The organism is Streptomyces sp. NBC_01197 (assembly GCF_036010505.1).
Taxonomy (GTDB): domain Bacteria; phylum Actinomycetota; class Actinomycetes; order Streptomycetales; family Streptomycetaceae; genus Streptomyces.
This window is the reverse complement of the sequence record NZ_CP108569.1, coordinates 4,194,072-4,211,445: the sequence shown is the minus strand read 5'-3', so window position 1 is coordinate 4,211,445 and position 17,374 is coordinate 4,194,072. Positions and strand designations below refer to the sequence as shown.

The window sequence follows — 17,374 nt, the reverse complement described above, 5'->3', positions numbered from 1 at the left end:
AGCCTGCGGTCACGACGTGATGGCGTGGGCGATGGCCGCGAGCAGGCCGGCCACCGCGCCCGGTCCCGGCACCACCAGGTCGGCCCGCGCGGCCAGTTCGGGCACCTCGTCGCCGCCGCTGCACACCAGGAGGCCGAACACGCCCTGTGCGCGGAGCTCGTCGACGGCGTCGTAGGCGGTCAGGTCCCCGAGGTCGTCCCCGGCGTAGAGGACGGCCGCGGCGTCCGTCTCGCGTACGTACGCGGTCAGCGCCACGCCCTTGTCGACGCCCGGCGGGCGCAGCTCAAGGACCATCCGGCCGGGCTCCACGATCAGGCCATGCCGCGCGGCGAGCCCGGCCAGCGGGGCGCGCAGGGCCTCGAAGGCGGCTTCGGGGTCGGCGGCGCGGCGGGTGTGGACCGCCACCGCCCGGCCGCCCTTCTCCTCGATCCAGGTGCCGCGTCCGGCGCCCTCCGCGTCCAGCAGTCCGGGGAGTTCGGCGCGGGCGGCCGCGACGCCGGGGTGCGGGGCGGGGGCGTCCACCGTACCGGTGGCGGCGTCCCAGCGCTCCGCGCCGTAGTGGCCGAGCACGACCAGGTGCTCCAGACCGGGGACGCCGGCGAATCCCCCGTACCGCACGGCCACCTCGGCCGGGCGCCCGGTGACGACCGCGACGGAGGCGACCTCCGGTGCGAGCGCGACGAGGGCGGGCACGGCGTCCGGGTGGGCGCGGGCCTGTTCCGGGTCGGGGACGATGTCGGCGAGCGTGCCGTCGAAGTCGAGGGCCACGACGGCCTTCCGGGGCCCGGCCAGCAAGGCGGCGAGGCCGTCACGGCCGGCGGCGGTGGCGGGGGTCGGCAGGATGTTCGGTGAGCTGCCCATGGGGCGACCCTAGCGGGGTTACCGGCCCCCGGCCCAGGCGCCTTCCCCTCGGATCAGCCGGTCAGCGGCGCTCGCGGCGGGCTGCCCGGACCCGGCGCAGGCGGTTGACCGTCACCGGGTCGTGCTCCAGCGCCGCCTGGTCGTCCAGCAGGGCGTTGAGGAGCTGGTAGTAGCGGACCGGTGAGATGCCGAGCTGCTCCCTGATGGCCCGTTCCTTGGCGCCGGTGCCCGGCCAGGAGCGGCGCTCCAGCGCGAGCACGGCGCGGTCGCGCTCGGGGAGCGCGGGGCCGTGCGCGTCGTCGCCAGTCATATGAGCCAACGTACTGGGGAGCCCGCCGACCGGGCCAGTCCAGTACCGGGACCGGGACCGGACCGGCTGCTCCGCTACTCCGCGTTCTGCGCCGCCGCCGCCTCGCTCTGGATCTGGTTGAGGACGCTCGCCGGGTTGCCGCCCGGCGCCACGGCCTTGCCTATCTCCTTCTTCATGTCGTCGCTCACCTCCGCCCAGGACGTCTTGCCGACCGGCGGCAGCTGCGAGTTGGGCAGCTCGTTCAGGAAGGTCCTGAGGGACTTGTGGCGCGGATCGTCGGCGAGCGTGCCGGACGCCGATGTGGTGGTTGGCAGCAGGTTGTACTGGCGGGTGAGGTCCAGGACGTTCTTGTCGCTGAAGACATCGTCCAGGAACGCCCCGATCTGGGCGCGGTGGCCGTTCTGCTTGAAACCCATGATCCAGTCGGCCACGCCCATGTCCGCCTTGGTCGGACCACTGATGCCCGGCATCGGGACCATGCCGACCTTGATGCCCTTCTTGGCGGCCTGCTGCGCCAGCTGCGGATGGCCGTTGAGCATGCCGACCTGGCCCTGGGTGAAGGCCGCGTACGCCTGCCTTCGGTCGAAATCGGCGGGCGCGACGGGTCCGGTCAGCTTGGCGCCGACCAGGTCGTTCTTCAGCCAGTCGAAGGTCTTGACGTTCTGGACCGAGTCGATCGTGTACGTACCGACGCCGTCGGTGAGGCCGCCGTCGCCGCTCAGCAGCCACTGCACCGCCTCGACCTGGGCCTCCTCGGTGCCCAGCGGAAGGGCGTACGGGTACTTCACGCCCCGCGCCTTGAGCACCTCGGCGTCCGACTTGAGGTCGGCCCAGGTCTTCGGCGCCTTGAGGCCGGCCTCCGAGAACAGCTTCTCGTTGTAGAAGAGCAGCCGGGTCGAGGCGACGAACGGCATCCCGTACTGCACCCGGTCCTGCTCGCCCGCGTCGGAGAGCGAGCTGAGGAAGTTGGCCTGCACCTCGATGGAGAGCAGGTCGTCCGCGCTGTACAGCTTGCCCTGGTGCGCGTAGTCGGCGTACGAGCCCATCTGGGCGATGTCGGGGGCGTGGCCCGACTTGACCATCTCGGCGACCTTCGCGTCGATGACCTTCCACGAGTAGACGGAGACGTCGACCTTGATGTGCGGGTTCTTCGCCTCGAAGGCGGCGGCGAGCTTGTCCCAGTACTGCTGGTTGCTGGGACCGTCGTTCGGGTCGTAGTTGGCGGCGACGACCTTGAGGGTGACGTCCCCCGATCCGGTGTCCGATCCGCAACCGGAGAGCACCGCCGTCATACCGAGCGCGGCTATCGCCGCAGTAAGCCCCAAGAAGCGCCGCTGCACAGCCTTTTCCCACCCTCTTGTTGCACTATGTTTCAGCCGGTCCCCCGTGCCGTACCGTCGCACGTGGCTGCGATTTTCCATGACGGCCACCTACTGGTCCACAGCAATGCGGTCTCGCTTCGGCAACACGCGTCACGGGGGCATCAGGCGCCACAGGGCGGCGTCGCGCCGGTTCTTGCCCGGATCTTTGCCCTGACTTTGTATGGATGCGCAACAACCCAACAGAGTGGACTAGACCTTTCTCGGTTATCCGAGCCACACTGTCCGGGTGACTGCATTCTCCCGGGGAACCACCCCCGGTCTCCCGGCCGAAAACCACGTCATCGCCCTCGACGTGGGCGGCACCGGCATGAAAGCCGCCCTGGTCGGAGCGGACGGCGCGCTGCTCCACGAGGAGCGCAGGGCCACCGGCCGGGAGCGCGGCCCCGAGGCCGTCGTCGCGTCGATCATCGACTTCGCCGCCGAGCTGCGCGCGTACGGCGAGGAGCACTTCGGCCGGACCGCGTCAGCCGCGGGCGTAGCCGTCCCCGGCATCGTCGACGCCGAGAACGGCGTCGCCGTCTACGCCTCCAACCTCGGCTGGCGCGACGTCCCGATGCGGAAACTGCTCAGCGCCCGGCTGCACGGCGTCCCGGTGGCGCTGGGCCACGACGTCCGCACCGGCGGGCTCGCCGAGGGCCGGATCGGGGCGGGCAAGGGCGCCGACCGCTTCCTCTTCATGCCGCTCGGCACCGGTATCGCGGGCGCCATCGGCATCGAGGGGTCCATAGAGGCGGGCGCCCACGGTTACGCCGGGGAGATCGGCCACATCGTCGTACGGCCCGGCGGCGTCGACTGCGGCTGCGGACAGCGCGGCTGCCTGGAGCGGTACGCATCCGCCTCCGCCGTTTCGCTGGCCTGGGCCGAGGCGTCCGGCGACCCGGAGGCCGACGCGGCCGACTGCGCCAAGGCCGTCGAGTCCGGCGACCCGAGGGCCGTCGCCGTCTGGCAGAACGCGGTGGACGCGCTCGCCGACGGCCTGGTCACCGCGCTCACCCTGCTCGACCCGCGCACGCTGATCATCGGTGGCGGCCTCGCCGAGGCCGGGGAAACCTTGTTCGTACCACTCAAGGCAGCGGTGGCGGAACGCGTGACGTTCCAGAAGCTGCCCCACATCGTCCCAGCGGCCCTCGGGGACACCGCTGGATGCCTGGGCGCAGGGCTGCTCGCCTGGGATCTACTCTCCACGGAGGTATCCGCCTGATGGCCGGAAGCGAAGCAAGCACAGTCCTCGCCGGAGCCCACGTGGTGCTGCCCACCGGGACCGTCGAGGGCGGCCGGGTCATCGTGGAGGGCTCGCGCATCGCCGGGAGCGCTCCCGAGGGCGCGGCGGTCCTCGACCTCGCCGGACACTGGGTGGTCCCCGGGTTCGTCGACATGCATGTGCACGGCGGCGGCGGGGCGTCCTTCACCTCCGGCACCCCCGAGGAGGTGCTCAAGGGCATCGGCACCCACCGGCGGCACGGCACGACGACGATGGTCGCGTCCACCGTCACCGGCGAGATGGACTTCCTCGCCAGGCGGGCCGCGGTCCTCTCCGAACTGGTCGAGCAGGGCGACCTGGCCGGCCTTCACTTCGAGGGCCCGTTCATCTCCCCGTGCCGCAAGGGCGCGCACAGCGAGTCGCTGCTGCGCGACCCCGACCCGTCGGACGTCCGCAAGCTGATGGACGCGGCGCGCGGTACGGCGAAGATGTTCACCCTGGCCACCGAGATGAAGGGCGGCATCGACTCCGTACGCCTCCTCGCCGAGAACGGCGTCATCGCGGCCGTCGGCCACACCGACGCCACCTACGAGCAGACCGTCGAGGCCATCGAGGCGGGCGCGAGCGTCGCCACCCACCTCTTCAACGCGATGCCGCCGTTCGGCCACCGCGACCCCGGCCCCATCGCCGCCCTCCTGGAGGACGAGCGAGTCACCGTCGAGCTGATCAACGACGGCACGCATCTGCACCCGGCCTCGCTGGAGCTGGCGTACCGCTCGGCGGGCTCCGCGCGCGTCGCCTTCATCACCGACGCGATGGACGCCGCCGGATACGGCGACGGCGTCTACCGGCTCGGCCCGCTGGAGGTCGAGGTCAAGGAAGGCGTCGCCCGGCTGGCCGAAGGCGGCTCGATCGCGGGCTCCACCCTCACCCTGGACACGGCCTTCCGGCGCGCGGTGACCGTCGACGAACTGCCGGTGGACGACGTCGTACGGTCCATCTCGGCCAACCCGGCGCGGCTGCTCGGCCTGTACGACCGGATCGGCTCGCTGGAGCCCGGCAAGGACGCGGATCTGGTCGTCCTGGACGCGGACTTCGAGCTGGCCGGTGTGATGCGCAAGGGCGCCTGGGTGATCGAGCCGAAGCTGAACTGAGCAGAATCACGCAGAACTGACGAGAAGCGGCAGGTCCAGGGCTGGGCGTGCCGCTCTCTGTTTGGCATGATCAATCAAGTGCTGCTGACCGTCACCCTGAACACCGCCCTGGACATCACCTACCACGTCCCCGAGCTGATCCCGCACGCCAGTCACCGAGTCGAATCGGTCAACGAGCGCGCGGGCGGCAAGGGCCTGAACGTGGCCCGGGTGCTCGCGGCACTCGGCCATGAGACCGTCGTCACCGGCTTCGCCGGCGGGTCGACCGGCGAGGTGCTCCGCGAACTGCTCGCCGGGCTGCCGCCCACCGACGCGCTCGTCCCGGTCGCCGGGACCACCCGGCGCACGATCGCCGTGGTCGACGCCGCGTCGGGCGACACGACCCAGCTGAACGAGCCGGGCCCGACCGTCTCGGCCGACGAGTGGGACGCCTTCCTCACCGCGTACGGGAAGCTGCTGGCCGACGCCGAAGCGGTGGCCCTCTGCGGCAGCCTGCCGCCGGGCGTCCCGGTCGGCGCGTACGCCCAGCTGGTGAAGCAGGCCCGTGGCGCGGGCGTCCCGGTCCTCCTGGACACCAGCGGCGAACCGCTGCGCCGTGGCATCGCCGCCCGCCCCGACCTGGTCAAGCCGAACGCCGACGAACTGGCCCAGCTGACCGGCTCCCGCGAACCGCTGCGCGCCACCCGCGACGCCCGCCGCCGCGGCGCGCACACGGTGGTCGCGTCACTGGGCGCGGAAGGAATGCTGGCCGCGACCCCGGATGGCAGCTGGCAGGCCCTGCCCCCGGTCCGCTTCCAGGGCAACCCGACGGGCGCGGGCGACTCGGCGGTGGCCGGACTGCTCTCGGGCCTGGTGGAAGAACTTCCGTGGCCGGAACGGCTGGCGAGGGCGGTGGCGCTCTCGGCGGCCACGGTGCTGGCGCCCGCGGCGGGCGAATTCGACCGGGAAGCGTACGAGGACCTGCTTCCGCAGGTCCTCGTCAATGAGCACACACCGTCGTAGCGGCGGGGCGGGTGGGTGCCGCTGCTGGTGGCGGGTCCGTCAGGATCTCAGGAGGACTTGTCACCCTGGTTCTTCAGGAAGACCTGGTCCAGATTGACCCCGCACTGATCACCGGTCTCGCAGGAGATCTTGATCGTGTTGGAGCCCTTCTTGAGGTTCACCAGGTTCCAGGTGTTGGTCCACCCCTTCGAGGCGTCACCGTCCGGGGCGTTGGCGTAGTTCTTCATGCTGATCGACGCGGGCTTCGGGGCGTCGTTCACCGTGAGCGAGGTCTTGGCGTCCTTGCCCGGCACGCCGTAGTTGATGGACAGCTTGTACGTACCCGCGTGGGGCGCGTCGACCGTCCAGGTCGCCGAGTCGCCGGGCTGGTTGAGCACGACGTACGAACCGCCCGCGCCCTTGGCGCCCGGCACGTCCGTGGCCGTCGTCGCCGCTCCGCCGAGCTGGAGCGTCGCCGCGTCCTGCTTCGGAAGGGGGGCCTTGGCGGGCGTCGATGACGGGGCCTGGCTGGGCTTGACCGTCTCAGCCGCGGTCCGGCCGCCGCCCGCGTTGTCCGAAGTGGCGTTCTGGTTCTTCGAGTCGTTGCCACTGGTCGCCAGCGCCACACCGATGCCGATGACGACGACCGCGACCACCGCGACCGCTCCGATCAGCAGGCCCTTGTGGTTCGGGCCACCGCCGCCGTTGCCCGGCCGCGGGGGCTGCTGGACGGGAGGGCCGCCGGGGTACGTCTCCGGTGCCGCGTACTGCGCGGTCGGCTGGCCGTACGCCTGCTGCTGGCCGTACTGCTGGGGCGGCTGACCGTACTGCTGCTGAGGTGCCTGCTGCCCGTACTGGCGCTCGCCGACCGTCCGCACATGGTTGTACGACGTCCGGGGCACCCCGGGCTGCCCGCCGGACGTCGGACCCGGGTAGCCGTATCCGCCGCCGCCGGGCGGGGGAACGGCTCCTGCTGCCCGGCCGTCCTCATACAGATAGCCGAACGGATCGTCGTCCTCGGGCGTGCTCGTGCCGTTATTGCCGGCCGTCATCCCTTGCACTCCTCACACATCGCTGACCCGGGCGAGCCTACCCCGTACGGATGAACAGTCCGGCCAGTGCGCATAGCACCGGCCCGTCCCGGGGGCCCCGGCGGTACCGCCTACCCCGCCCGCCTGTGCAGCTTCGACCTGGAGCGTTTCTCCACGTACATCCGCTGATCGGCCGAGCGCAGCACCTCTTCGACGGTCATGCCGCAGCTTGCCCAGCCGATCCCGAAACTGGCCCCGACGCGGACCGCCCTGCCGTCCACCCGGATCGGCGGAATGATCGCGTTGCGCAGCCGTACGGCCAGGTCGGCGGCGTCCGCCGAGCCGAGGCCGTCCGCCAGGACGACGAACTCGTCGCCGCCGAGCCGGGCGACCGTGTCGCCGTCGCGCACGCCCGACGTGAGCCTGCGCGCCACCTCGATGAGGACCGCGTCCCCGGTGTGGTGGCCGAAGCGGTCGTTGATCGACTTGAAGCCGTCGAGGTCGCAGAAGAGCACCGCGAGACCCTTCGTGCCGTCGTCGGCCTCCGCGCCCGGCCCGGCTCCGTCGCCCGTCTCGCCCGACGGGGCGGCCGTGTGGACGTGCTCGTAGAGGCCGCCCCCCGGTCCGCCCCCGAAGGCGAGCGGGTTGGTCGCGTGGCGCCGGCCCGTCCCTGCCGGGCCCTGCTCGTACGCCGCGTCGAGCGCCTCGATGGCCGTCTCGCCCACCGCGTCGGGCCAGTCGCAGAGCCGGGAGCTGAGACGGGCGCGCAGCTCCGCGCTGTTGGGCAGCCCGGTCAGCGAGTCGTGCGAGGCACGGTGCGCGAGCGCGATCTCGTGGCGCTTGCGCTCCTCGACGTCCTCGACGTGGGTGAGCAGGAAACGGGGGCCGTCGGTGGTGTCGGCCACGACGGAGTTACGGAGTGAGACCCAGACGTACGAGGTGTCACGGCGCCGCAGCCGCAGCTCGGCGCGGCCGCCCTCGGCGGAGGTCCTGAGCAGGGTGCCGACGTCCTCGGGGTGCACCAGGTCGGCGAAGGAGTAGCGCCGCATCGCGGAAGCGGGCCGCCCGAGCAGCCGGCAGAGCGCGTCATTGGTACGGAGCAGCCGGCCGTGCTGGTCGCCGCCCATCTCGGCGATGGCCATCCCGCTCGGCGCGTACTCGAAGGCCTGCCGGAAGGACTCCTCGCTGGCGCGCAGGGCCTGCTGCTCGCGCTCCAGGCGGACCAGGGCGCGCTGCATGTTGGCGCGCAGCCGGGCGTTGGTGATCGCGATGGCGGCCTGGAACGCGTACATCTGGAGCGCTTCCTGGCCCCAGGCGCCGGGGTGCCTGCCGTTGCGCGGGCGGTCGACGGATATGACGCCGATCAGCTCACCGCCGGACGCGTCGGTCGCGTACATCGGCGCGAAGAGCCGGTCGGAGGGGTGCCACTCGTCCTCGAAGCGCGGCTCGGGGCCGTCGTTGTGCACCTGCGGCACGTCGTCGTCGTCGAGGACCCAGCCCTCGGTGTGCGGGATGAACCTGAGGTCGCCCCAGCCGACGCCCATCGAGAGCCTGCGCTCCCAGGCCGTGCGGGAGCCGACCCGGCCGGTCATCAGGACGGCGGCGGAGTCGTCCCCCGCGAGGGCCGCGACCATGAGGTCGCCGTCCGGGCGTACCAGATTGACGCAGGCCAGTTCATAGCCGAGACCGGCGACGATGCCGTCCGCCACGGTCTGCAGGGTGTCCGCCAGGCTGCGGGCCTGATTGAGATTGGCCACGGCTTGGTGCAACTGGCGCAGGGTCGCAAGGCGGACGTACGGCTCCGACTCGCTCTCCATCGTTCGCTCTCCCCGAGACCTCGGCAGCAACTCCAGGGTTCTTTTACCGGCGCTCTTGGTGCAGTGTCTCCGCCACTGAATCACAGCGAGCTGCCCGTCAGGTACGCAGGGTCAACAATTTATGCCCGTCGTGACTCAAGTCACAACAGGGTACGAAGGGTTGAATGAGAAGTAACGGGGCAGTCGTGCCGTTCGGTGTACCGGTCCTAGGACGTCCAGGGGACTCGTCTGGTCCTGTGGCCCGATGCGGGCGTACCGGGCCGAAGCTAGCGTTCTTGATGTGTTCCAGACGATCCCCACCCCGCGCCCCGAGCCCATCCCCCATCCTGAGGGGGTGAGCAACGACGACTTCCGCGCCGCCATGTCCCGGCTGACCGCAGGCGTGGTGCTGGTGACGGCCCATGACGCGGACGGCGGCCCGCGGGGCGCCGATGTCGGGATGACGGCGACCGCGTTCATGTCGGTGTCGCTGGATCCGCCGCTGGCGATGGTGAGCGTACGGAACGGTTCCCGGATGGACGACCTGCTGGCGGAGCAGCCGCACTGGGCCGCCTCGCTCCTGGCGGAGAGTCAGCGCCAGATCGCCGGCCGGTTCGCGATGAAGGGCCGCATCAGCGACGACCTGCTGTTCGCCGACATCCAGTTCACGCGCGGCGAGGCGTCGGGGGCCCCGCTGGTCGGGGGTGCGCTGGCGACGCTGGAGTGCGTGACGGAGCAGCGGGTGGAGGCGGGGGACCACACCCTGGTGATCGGCCGCGTCCTGACGGCGGATCTGCCGAACACGGAGGGCAGCCCGCTGGCGTACTTCAGGGGGCGGTACCGGCAGCTGGGCTGAGGGCTGGCGTGTGGGCTGCGGGGTGGGGGCTCTCGTGTGGGCTGCGGCTGTGGTGGGGGCTGTGGGCCGGGCGACCGGGCCGAGGGCCCGAAGGCCGGGCCGGCCGCGGTCAGTCCCAGCCGCGTCCGGTGCGGCCCCGCTTGGTGTCGCTGCGCTGCTTCTTGTTCCGCAGCCGCCGCTCGTTGATCCCGCGGGGGATCTTCGTGGCCCGCCGGGGCTTCGGCGGCGGCGCCGTGGCCTCCGCGAGCAGCGAAGCGAGCCGCACCGCCGCCATCTCCCGGTTGCGCCACTGCGACCGGTGCTCCGACGCCCGTACGGTGACCACCCCGCCGACCAGCCGTGCGGCCAGCCGCTCCAGGGCGCGCTCCTTCCAGACCGGTGGCAGCGCCTCCGTGTTCGCGAGGTCGAAGCGGAGCTCCACCTGCGTGTCACTGGTGTTGACGTGCTGGCCACCGGGTCCTGACGAGCGCGAGAAGCGCCACATGAGTTCGGCCTCCGGCAGGGAGACCGCACCACGGACGACGTAGGGACCGGACATGTGTCCATGGTCGCTGGTCCCGACCGGCGCGTCACCCGTTTTTCGAGGCGGGTCCGCCACGGATGACCGCGCGCCGGGTAAAGGCCCCGGACAAGACCCGGGGTAAAGAAAGTAAAGAGGGCGAGGAGAGTTGGAACCTCTCGGTCCCCTGCGGACGTTATGGCGGGTAACGGTAGCGTCGTGACCACACGAGGCCCGCGTACAGAACGGAAAGGGACATCCCCATGGCTGTAAGCCTGTCCAAGGGCGGCAACGTCTCCCTCACCAAGGAGGCCCCGGGCCTGACCGCCGTCACGGTGGGCCTCGGCTGGGACGTCCGCACGACCACCGGCACCGACTTCGACCTCGACGCCTCGGCCATCGCGGTGAACACCGAGGGCAAGGTCTACTCCGACGGGCACTTCGTCTTCTTCAACAACAAGGCGACGCCGGACCAGACCATCGTGCACACCGGTGACAACGTCACTGGCCAGGGCGAGGGCGACGACGAGCAGATCAAGGTCAACCTGGCCGGTCTGCCCGCCGACATCGAGAAGATCGTCTTCCCGGTCTCGATCTACGACGCGGAGAACCGCTCGCAGAACTTCGGCCAGGTGCGGAACGCCTTCATCCGCATCATCAACCAGGCGGGCGAGGCCGAGATCGCCCGCTACGACCTGAGCGAGGACGCCGCCACCGAGACCGCCATGGTCTTCGGCGAGCTCTACCGCAACGGCGCGGAGTGGAAGTTCCGCGCGGTCGGCCAGGGTTACGCATCGGGCCTGGTCGGCATCGCCCAGGACTTCGGCGTCACGGTCTGACGCCCGGGGCCGGACCGGCCCGCGGAGCGGAGCGGTGGCGGGCCACCCCGGTGCATCGGGGCGGCCCGCGCCGTGCACACAGAGATGCCCGGCACACGCCCGGACCGCACCGCACCGCAGCACACCGACCGCACCGCGCCCCGCCTGCACCAACCCGCCGCCCCGCCGCCGCCTACGACTTGTACGGGTTCCCCGGCTTCTCCTTCCCCTCCCCCTTGCCGTACAGCCAGTCCTTCCAGACCACGCCCAGGTCCTTGCCGGTCTTCTTCTCCGCGTACCGCGTGAAGTCCGCCGTGGCGGCGTTGGAGTACCGGTGGTCCTTCACCCAGCCCCGCACCAGGGCGAAGAACGCGTCGTCGCCGACCGTCCTGCGGATCATCTGGAGCACCATGGCCCCCCGCCCGTACACCGGTGAGGCCGAGATCTCCTTCGGGCCCGGCGGGTCGGCCGGCGGGAACTCCCAGTTGCCCTCGGAGTCGTAGGCGTCGTTGAAGTGGTCCTGGATGCTCTCGCCGTCGTGGTCCGCGTCCCACAGCCAGGTCGCGTACGTCGCGAACCCCTCGTTCAGCCACATGTCGCGCCAGGACTCGGGGGTCACCGAGTCGCCGAACCACTGGTGGGACAGCTCGTGGACCACCGTCGAGAGGCTCGCCTGGTCGCCGGGGAGCACCGGCCTGGTCTGCGTCTCCAGCGAGTAGCCCGCGGCCCCGACGGGGGCGATGACCGCGCCCGCCGAGTCGAAGGGGTACGGACCGAACTGCTTGCTCTCCCAGGCGATGATCTCGGGGATCCTGGCCACCACGGAAGCGCTGCTCTTCACCTCCGACGGTGCGACAGCCGTGAAGACCGGCAGCCCGGACGGCGCCGTGAAGGAGTGGGTCTTGTAGTGGCCGACGGCCAGCATCGCGAGATAGCTCGCCATCGGCCGGCCGGTGTGCCAATGGAAGGTGGTGCGGCCCCCGCTGGTCCGCTGCGAGGTCAGCCGGCCGTTGGAGACGGCCTGGAGCCCGGCCGGAACGGTCACCGCGATGTCGTACGTCGCCTTGTCGGACGGGTGGTCGTTCCCGGGGAACCACGCCATCGAGCCGGTCGGCTCCCCGAGGGCGAGCGCGCCGTCCATGTCGTCCGGCAGCCAGCCCTCCTCGGACGCGTCCGGGTCGGTGATCTTCTTCGGCATACCCGCGTAGCGGACGACGGTACGGAAGGTGGCGCCCCGCACGAGGTCGTGGTGCGGCCGGATGGTCAGTTCGGTGCCTGCGCGGTGGGCGGAGGCGTAACGGCCGTCGACGGTCGCGCCCCGCACGGTCATCCCCGTGAAGTCCAGATTGAACGCCGACAGGCCCTCGGTAGCGCGGGCGGTGATGTCGGCGGTGCCCGTGAGCCGGCCGGAGTCCGGGTCGTACGCGAGGGTCAGGCTGTAGTGGCGGACGTCGTAGCCGCCATTGCCGAGCCGGGGGAAGTACGGGTCGGGATGGTGCAGCCGGTCGCCGCCAGGCTGCCCCTGCACGCCGCCGCACCCCGCGATGAGCAGCAGGGCGGCCCCGACCGTTGCGGGTACGGCTGTACGGCGTCGGCGCTGGTCCACGTCCCGATCCTATGAGCGAGCCAGGCCGGGGGCCCGCCCGGGACACCACACCGGTGACACCGCCGTCCGTGACACCATCGACCCGTGCTCGACATCGGCTACTCCCTCTCCCGCCGCTTCCCGGATCCCCCGCAGACCGACTACCGCCGCGCGGACGTCCGCTCGCTGCGGCACGACCTCTTCTGCGGTGACGTCTACCTCGCCGACACCAAGGCGGACCGCGAGGTATCCACAGCCTGGGGATGGGTTCCGGTGCTCGACTTCGCGTGGGCGCTCTGCGACATCGTCGAGCAGCTCGACCGGGATCCGCGTGGCAACCGTGCCTCGCGGCCGCAACACGCCGAGCTGGACTTCACCGAGTCGACGGACCGGATGCTCTTCGAGCGGCGGTTCGGCTGGGTCGATGTCGCCGCCGACTGGATGCCGGTGGAGGAGGATCCGCTGACGTTCGGGCACACGGTGCTGCGGCGGGAGGCCCGGGACTTCCTGCATGACCTGATCGCGGATCTGGGGGACATGCATGAGGGACTTGCGGACAATCCGGTGATCTGGGACCTGCAGGGGCGGTTCCCCCGGGTGTAGCCGGAAAGCGCCGGGGGAGGAGAAAAGCGCGGGACGGGAGCGAAGGCGCGGCGGGGCCCCGGAGCCGGCCCCTCCGCGCTACTCGCCCGGTACCTCCACCCGTACTCCGATCTGCGCGGCGAACGCCGGTGCGAGCGACAGCAGTTGCGCCGGACTGATGACCGCCCCGGCCAGCCGCTCCACCCCGCGGGCGATGTGCAGCTCGGCCACCGTCCGAAGATCGACGTCCTTCATCCGGGCTCCGCTGAAGTCCGCCCCGCGCAGCGTGCACCCGGTGAACTCCACCCGTTCCAGCCGCGCCGAGCCGAAGTCCGGTTCCGTCAGGATGCAGTTCTCGAAGACGACGTCCTTGAGCCGCGCCTCCCGCAGGTTCAGATAGTCGATCTTCCCGCCGCGCACCACCACCCTCTCCAGCACGGCTCCGTACAGCTGGACGCCGCCGAGCCGTGCGTCCACCACCTCGACATCGCGGAGGGACGCCTCCGCGAGGTTCGTGCCCACGCCTCTCGCCCCGGTCAGTACGGAGTCGATGAAACGCGCCCGCACCAGCTCCGTCGTCTCCAGCACACACTCGCGCAGTGAGCAGTCCATGAAGCGGGCCCCGCGGCCCGACTGTCCTGTGAAGTCCTCGCCGGTGAACTCCAGTCCGTCATAGTCCCCATCGGGCTCAAGGCCCCGTCCGGCGTAGGGACTGAGTGGGGGAAGCCGCACTTCCGGTCGTCGTACTTGTGGGGGGGTTCTCTTCGTGCCGTTCCGTGCTGCCATGTCTTCATGGTGACCCACACCACTGACATCGAACCTTCCCGAATGTCACATCTGCGCCTGCTCCATCCGTCCTGATGACAGAGAGCGTCCGAAAAAGAGCGGTCGCCCTCCGGAACAGACACAGGACAGGACAGCAGGACAGGCCGGCAGAACAGGCCACCAGGACAGCAGGACTGGACGCAGGACGAGACAGGAAGAAGGGATGGATCATGCGTCGCATCACCGTTGTCGGCGGAGGCTTCGCCGGGCTCACCGCCGCGATCACCGCTGCCGATTCGGGCGCCCGGGTCACGCTGCGCGAGGCGCACCGGACCCTGGGCGGCCGCTCCCGCACAGCCGAAGGCCCGTACCGCGTCAACGACGGACCGCACGCCATCTACAGCGGCGGCCCGCTATGGGCCTGGCTCAAGCAGCAGGGCTTGCTCGGCCCGGTCGTGGGCGTACCGGGCCTGGAGGCCACCCGGTTGCGGCTCCACCAGGGCGGGACGCTGCGCAGGACACCCCCGCTCGCGCTGTTCCGGCTGGCGCGGCGGCCGGCCGGAGGGGTCCCCGTCGAGCAGGACTTCCTCTCCTGGGCCACCTCCCAGGTCGGCGAGGCGGGCGCCCGCGCCGCCGCCAACTACACAGGGGTCGTCCTCTACCACCACGACCCGGGCTCGCTCTCCGCGGCGTTCGTCCACGCCCGGCTGCGCCGCGCCACCTCGCTGCCGCCCGAGGCGCACTTCGTACGGGGCGGCTGGGGCGCCCTCATCGACCGGATGACCGCCCGCGCCCGCGACCTGGGCGTACAGATCGAGACAGGCGACCGGGTCACCGAACTCCCCACGGCGGAGGGGCCGGTGATCGTCGCGACCTCCCTGGACGCGGCCCGGCACCTGCTCGGCGCATCCGGTCTGCGCTGGCCCAGCGGCCGTACGACGCTGGTCGACATCGCGTTCAGGACCCGGCGCGGCGACGCCTGGGTGATCTCCGACCTCGACGCCCCCGGCTGGATCGAACGCTTCACCGCCCAGGACCCCACCCTGGCCCCGGCGGGCGAGCAACTGATCCAGGGGCAACTGCCCGTCGCGCCGGACGAGTCGAAGACGGACGGGGTCGCCCATGCCGAGCGCCTGCTCGACCTGGGCTTCCCTGGCTGGCGCGAACGCCTCACCTGGCGCGGCTCGTCCGTCGCCGCGGGGCGCACGGGCGCGGTCGACCCGCCCGGTACGACCTGGCGCGACCGGCCCGCCATCAGGCGCGGCGACGGGGTGTTCCTCGCGGGCGACCAGTGCGCCGCGCCTGGAATGCTCGCCGAGGTCTCCTTCAACAGCGCGATCGAGGCGGCCACCCTGGCCTTGACCTCAAGCGGACTTGAGGTTGCACCGTAGCCCCATGAGAGCCATTCGGCTGTACGAGTCGGGCCCGCCGAGAACCTCACGTACGACACCGTCGCCAACCCGGAACCGGACCAAGCACAGAAAACCCCCCCCTAAAGAGCGAACAGCCCCATTCTGTGATCCTCTGGACAGATGAGCGACCCGGCGATATCCACCCCGGAGCCCACCAGTCCCGACCAGCCCGACCCCCATCGCTGGTGGGGGCTGGCCGTCATCGCGCTGGCGCAGCTGATGGTGGTGCTCGACGCCACCATCGTGAACATCGCCCTGCCGTCCGCCCAGCACGACCTGCACCTCACCAACGGCAACCGCCAGTGGGTCATCACGGCGTACACGCTGGCGTTCGGCGGGCTGCTCCTGCTCGGGGGCCGCGTCGCCGACCTGGTCGGCCGTAAACGGACGTTCATCATCGGCCTCATCGGCTTCGCCGCCGCCTCCGCACTCGGCGGCGGGGCGGTGAACGGCTCCATGCTCTTCGCGGCCCGTGCGCTCCAGGGCGCCTTCGCCGCCCTGCTCGCTCCGTCCGCGCTCTCCCTGCTCACCACGACCTTCTCGCTGGGCAGGGAGCGCGCCAAGGCGTTCGGCATCTACGGCGCCATCGCGGGCGCGGGCGCGGCCATCGGGCTGCTCCTCGGCGGCATCCTCACCGAGTTCCTCGACTGGCGCTGGTGCCTGTACGTCAACGTGCCCATCGCGGCCATCACCGTCTTCGGCGCCTTCACGCTGCTCAGCGACCGCCAAGGGCAGAAGGAGAGCCACCTCGACATCCCCGGCGCGATCCTCGGCTGCGGGGGTCTCGTGGCGATCGTCTACGCCGTGAGCGAGGCCCAGTCGAAGGGCTGGTCCTCGGCCCTGGTCATCAGCCTGCTCATCGCCGGCGGCGTCCTGCTCACCGTCTTCGCCTGGTGGCAGACGCGCGCCCGGCATCCCATGCTGCCGCTGCACATCGTCAGCGAACGCAGCCGCGGCGGCTCGATGATCGCCATGGGGACGGCGACGCTGGCCATGTTCGGCCTCTTCCTCTTCCTGACGTACTACTTGCAGAACATCCTCGGCTACAGCCCCCTGCGAGCGGGCGTCGCCTACCTCCCGATGTCCGCGATGCTCATCTTCGCCTCGACGCAGATCTCGGCCCGGCTGCTGCACCACGTACCGCCGCGCCTGCTGATATCGCCCGGGATGCTGATCGGCGCGGGCGGTCTCTTCGCTCTGACCTACATCGGGCCGCACTCCAACTACGTCGAACACATCCTGCCGGGCACCCTGCTGCTCGGTCTCGGCATGGGCCTGGTCTTCATGCCGGTGATGGCGACGGCCACATCGGGCGTGGCCCCCCAGGATTCGGGCGTCACGTCCGCAACGGTCAACACGGCCCAGCAGGTGGGCGGATCGATCGGTACGTCCCTGCTCAACACCATCGCGACGACCACCACCGCGAGCTACCTCGCCAGCCATATGCGACCCGGCATCGGCAAGCCCGAGCAGGCGCAGCTCTCGAAGACCGCGGTGGTGCACGGCTTCACCATCGCGACGGCGTGGGCGGCCGGCTTCATGGTGGTGGGTTCTGTGGTCGCGTTCCTCATGGTGACCGCACCCTCACCGAGACGACGCGAGGCGGCGGAGGCGAAGGCGGAGGGCGAGGCGGAGGGCGAGGGCGCCGGGGGGACTTCGGGCTGACGGGGGCGGAGGGGGAGCCTGGGCGCGGCGCCCTTGCGGGGGCGCTTGGCGTACTGGAAGCCGGCCGCGGAGCGCTCAGTTGGCCGTCGGCCCAGAGTGGTCAGTCCCCCAAGTACCCAGCGCGTGATCCGCAAGGGCAACGCCGCTTCGCTTTCCTGGTCGAGGAGTCCGTCTTGCACAACGGGCTCGGTGACGCCGACACTCAGGCGGAGCAGCTTGACCACCTGCTGACGGTCGGAGCGCTGCCCGACGTCAGTGTCGGCGTGATCCCGACCCGCCCCATCCGCGCGCGGATGCCGGTGGAGGATGCCGTCCACTCTGGCCTGCAAAGCGGCATACGGGGAGGCAGCTTTCAAGATCCGGTTCCGGCGGAATGCTCCTGGTACGAAAACTGATCGGGCACAAAGCGTGGCGGGAGGCGTGCCGGAGGCGGGGCGTCAGCCGTGGACGCCCGTACGAACAGCCCGCAGAGCGTC

General features: G+C 71.1%; 17 protein-coding genes. 9 read left to right on the top strand and 8 right to left on the bottom strand.

All coding sequences use genetic code 11. The annotated features are described in order from the left end of the window. Nucleotides 1-9: 9 nt before the first annotated feature. From otsB to OG452_RS19265, 3 genes are all read right to left on the bottom strand, one after another. Entirely contained in the window at nucleotides 10-861 is an 852-nt protein-coding gene (otsB, locus tag OG452_RS19275) for a trehalose-phosphatase (protein ID WP_327296815.1), read from the bottom strand. A 61-nt stretch (nucleotides 862-922) separates the two neighbouring features. After that, entirely contained in the window at nucleotides 923-1,171 is a 249-nt protein-coding gene (locus OG452_RS19270; protein ID WP_327296814.1) for a DUF3263 domain-containing protein, read from the bottom strand. Between the two features lie 74 nt (nucleotides 1,172-1,245). Further along, nucleotides 1,246-2,463, bottom strand: a complete 1,218-nt coding sequence (locus OG452_RS19265; RefSeq protein WP_442810162.1) for an ABC transporter substrate-binding protein — start codon at nucleotides 2,461-2,463, stop codon at nucleotides 1,246-1,248. Between the two features lie 397 nt (nucleotides 2,464-2,860). Here OG452_RS19265 and OG452_RS19260 point away from each other — a divergent pair, with 397 nt between their 5' ends. The 3 genes from OG452_RS19260 (at nucleotide 2,861) to OG452_RS19250 (ending at nucleotide 5,910) form a co-directional block, all read left to right on the top strand. Next, the gene (locus OG452_RS19260; RefSeq protein ID WP_442810161.1) at nucleotides 2,861-3,754 is read left to right on the top strand and encodes an ROK family protein; all 894 of its coding nucleotides are present in this window, start codon (nucleotides 2,861-2,863) and stop codon (nucleotides 3,752-3,754) included. Further along, complete coding sequence (gene nagA, locus OG452_RS19255) at nucleotides 3,754-4,908, top strand: N-acetylglucosamine-6-phosphate deacetylase (RefSeq protein WP_327296811.1); 1,155 nt, start codon at nucleotides 3,754-3,756, stop codon at nucleotides 4,906-4,908. The genes OG452_RS19260 and nagA overlap by 1 nt, the downstream gene beginning before the upstream one ends. Nucleotides 4,909-4,986: 78 nt before the next feature. Then, the gene (locus OG452_RS19250; RefSeq protein ID WP_327299694.1) at nucleotides 4,987-5,910 is read left to right on the top strand and encodes a 1-phosphofructokinase family hexose kinase; all 924 of its coding nucleotides are present in this window, start codon (nucleotides 4,987-4,989) and stop codon (nucleotides 5,908-5,910) included. A 47-nt stretch (nucleotides 5,911-5,957) separates the two neighbouring features. Here OG452_RS19250 and OG452_RS19245 read toward each other — a convergent pair whose 3' ends face one another. Next, the gene (locus OG452_RS19245) at nucleotides 5,958-6,941 is read right to left on the bottom strand and encodes a carbohydrate-binding protein (protein WP_327296810.1); all 984 of its coding nucleotides are present in this window, start codon (nucleotides 6,939-6,941) and stop codon (nucleotides 5,958-5,960) included. Nucleotides 6,942-7,051: 110 nt separating this feature from the next. Further along, nucleotides 7,052-8,737 (bottom strand): diguanylate cyclase CdgB, encoded by a 1,686-nt coding sequence (gene cdgB / locus OG452_RS19240; protein WP_327296809.1) that lies wholly within the window; start codon nucleotides 8,735-8,737, stop codon nucleotides 7,052-7,054. A gap of 244 nt (nucleotides 8,738-8,981) precedes the next feature. On the opposite strand from cdgB, the gene OG452_RS19235 reads away from it, so the two are divergent. Continuing rightward, on the top strand, nucleotides 8,982-9,572 hold the full coding sequence (locus OG452_RS19235) for a flavin reductase family protein (RefSeq protein WP_442810050.1): 591 nt from the start codon (nucleotides 8,982-8,984) through the stop codon (nucleotides 9,570-9,572). Nucleotides 9,573-9,681: 109 nt separating this feature from the next. Here OG452_RS19235 and arfB read toward each other — a convergent pair whose 3' ends face one another. Then, complete coding sequence (gene arfB / locus OG452_RS19230) at nucleotides 9,682-10,110, bottom strand: alternative ribosome rescue aminoacyl-tRNA hydrolase ArfB (protein WP_327296807.1); 429 nt, start codon at nucleotides 10,108-10,110, stop codon at nucleotides 9,682-9,684. 224 nt (nucleotides 10,111-10,334) lie between these two features. On the opposite strand from arfB, the gene OG452_RS19225 reads away from it, so the two are divergent. Next, nucleotides 10,335-10,910, top strand: coding sequence for a TerD family protein (locus OG452_RS19225; RefSeq protein WP_266855589.1), 576 nt, complete (start codon nucleotides 10,335-10,337; stop codon nucleotides 10,908-10,910). Between the two features lie 172 nt (nucleotides 10,911-11,082). On the opposite strand, the gene OG452_RS19220 is transcribed toward OG452_RS19225, so the two are convergent. Continuing rightward, the gene (locus OG452_RS19220; protein ID WP_327296806.1) at nucleotides 11,083-12,495 is read right to left on the bottom strand and encodes a M1 family metallopeptidase; all 1,413 of its coding nucleotides are present in this window, start codon (nucleotides 12,493-12,495) and stop codon (nucleotides 11,083-11,085) included. An 84-nt stretch (nucleotides 12,496-12,579) separates the two neighbouring features. Between OG452_RS19220 and OG452_RS19215 the strand changes: the two genes are divergently transcribed. Then, entirely contained in the window at nucleotides 12,580-13,077 is a 498-nt protein-coding gene (locus tag OG452_RS19215) for a hypothetical protein (protein WP_327296805.1), read from the top strand. A gap of 78 nt (nucleotides 13,078-13,155) precedes the next feature. Here OG452_RS19215 and OG452_RS19210 read toward each other — a convergent pair whose 3' ends face one another. Further along, the gene (locus tag OG452_RS19210) at nucleotides 13,156-13,842 is read right to left on the bottom strand and encodes a pentapeptide repeat-containing protein (protein ID WP_327296804.1); all 687 of its coding nucleotides are present in this window, start codon (nucleotides 13,840-13,842) and stop codon (nucleotides 13,156-13,158) included. Between the two features lie 209 nt (nucleotides 13,843-14,051). Here OG452_RS19210 and OG452_RS19205 point away from each other — a divergent pair, with 209 nt between their 5' ends. The 3 genes from OG452_RS19205 to OG452_RS35460 all read left to right on the top strand — a co-directional run bounded on the left by OG452_RS19205 (nucleotide 14,052) and on the right by OG452_RS35460 (nucleotide 17,293). Beyond that, complete coding sequence (locus OG452_RS19205) at nucleotides 14,052-15,212, top strand: NAD(P)-binding protein (protein WP_327296803.1); 1,161 nt, start codon at nucleotides 14,052-14,054, stop codon at nucleotides 15,210-15,212. 141 nt (nucleotides 15,213-15,353) lie between these two features. Further along, nucleotides 15,354-16,898 (top strand): MFS transporter, encoded by a 1,545-nt coding sequence (locus OG452_RS19200; protein WP_327296802.1) that lies wholly within the window; start codon nucleotides 15,354-15,356, stop codon nucleotides 16,896-16,898. After that, on the top strand, nucleotides 16,895-17,293 hold the full coding sequence (locus OG452_RS35460; RefSeq protein WP_442810159.1) for a Scr1 family TA system antitoxin-like transcriptional regulator: 399 nt from the start codon (nucleotides 16,895-16,897) through the stop codon (nucleotides 17,291-17,293). The genes OG452_RS19200 and OG452_RS35460 overlap by 4 nt, the downstream gene beginning before the upstream one ends. The last annotated feature ends 81 nt before the right edge of the window (nucleotides 17,294-17,374 follow it).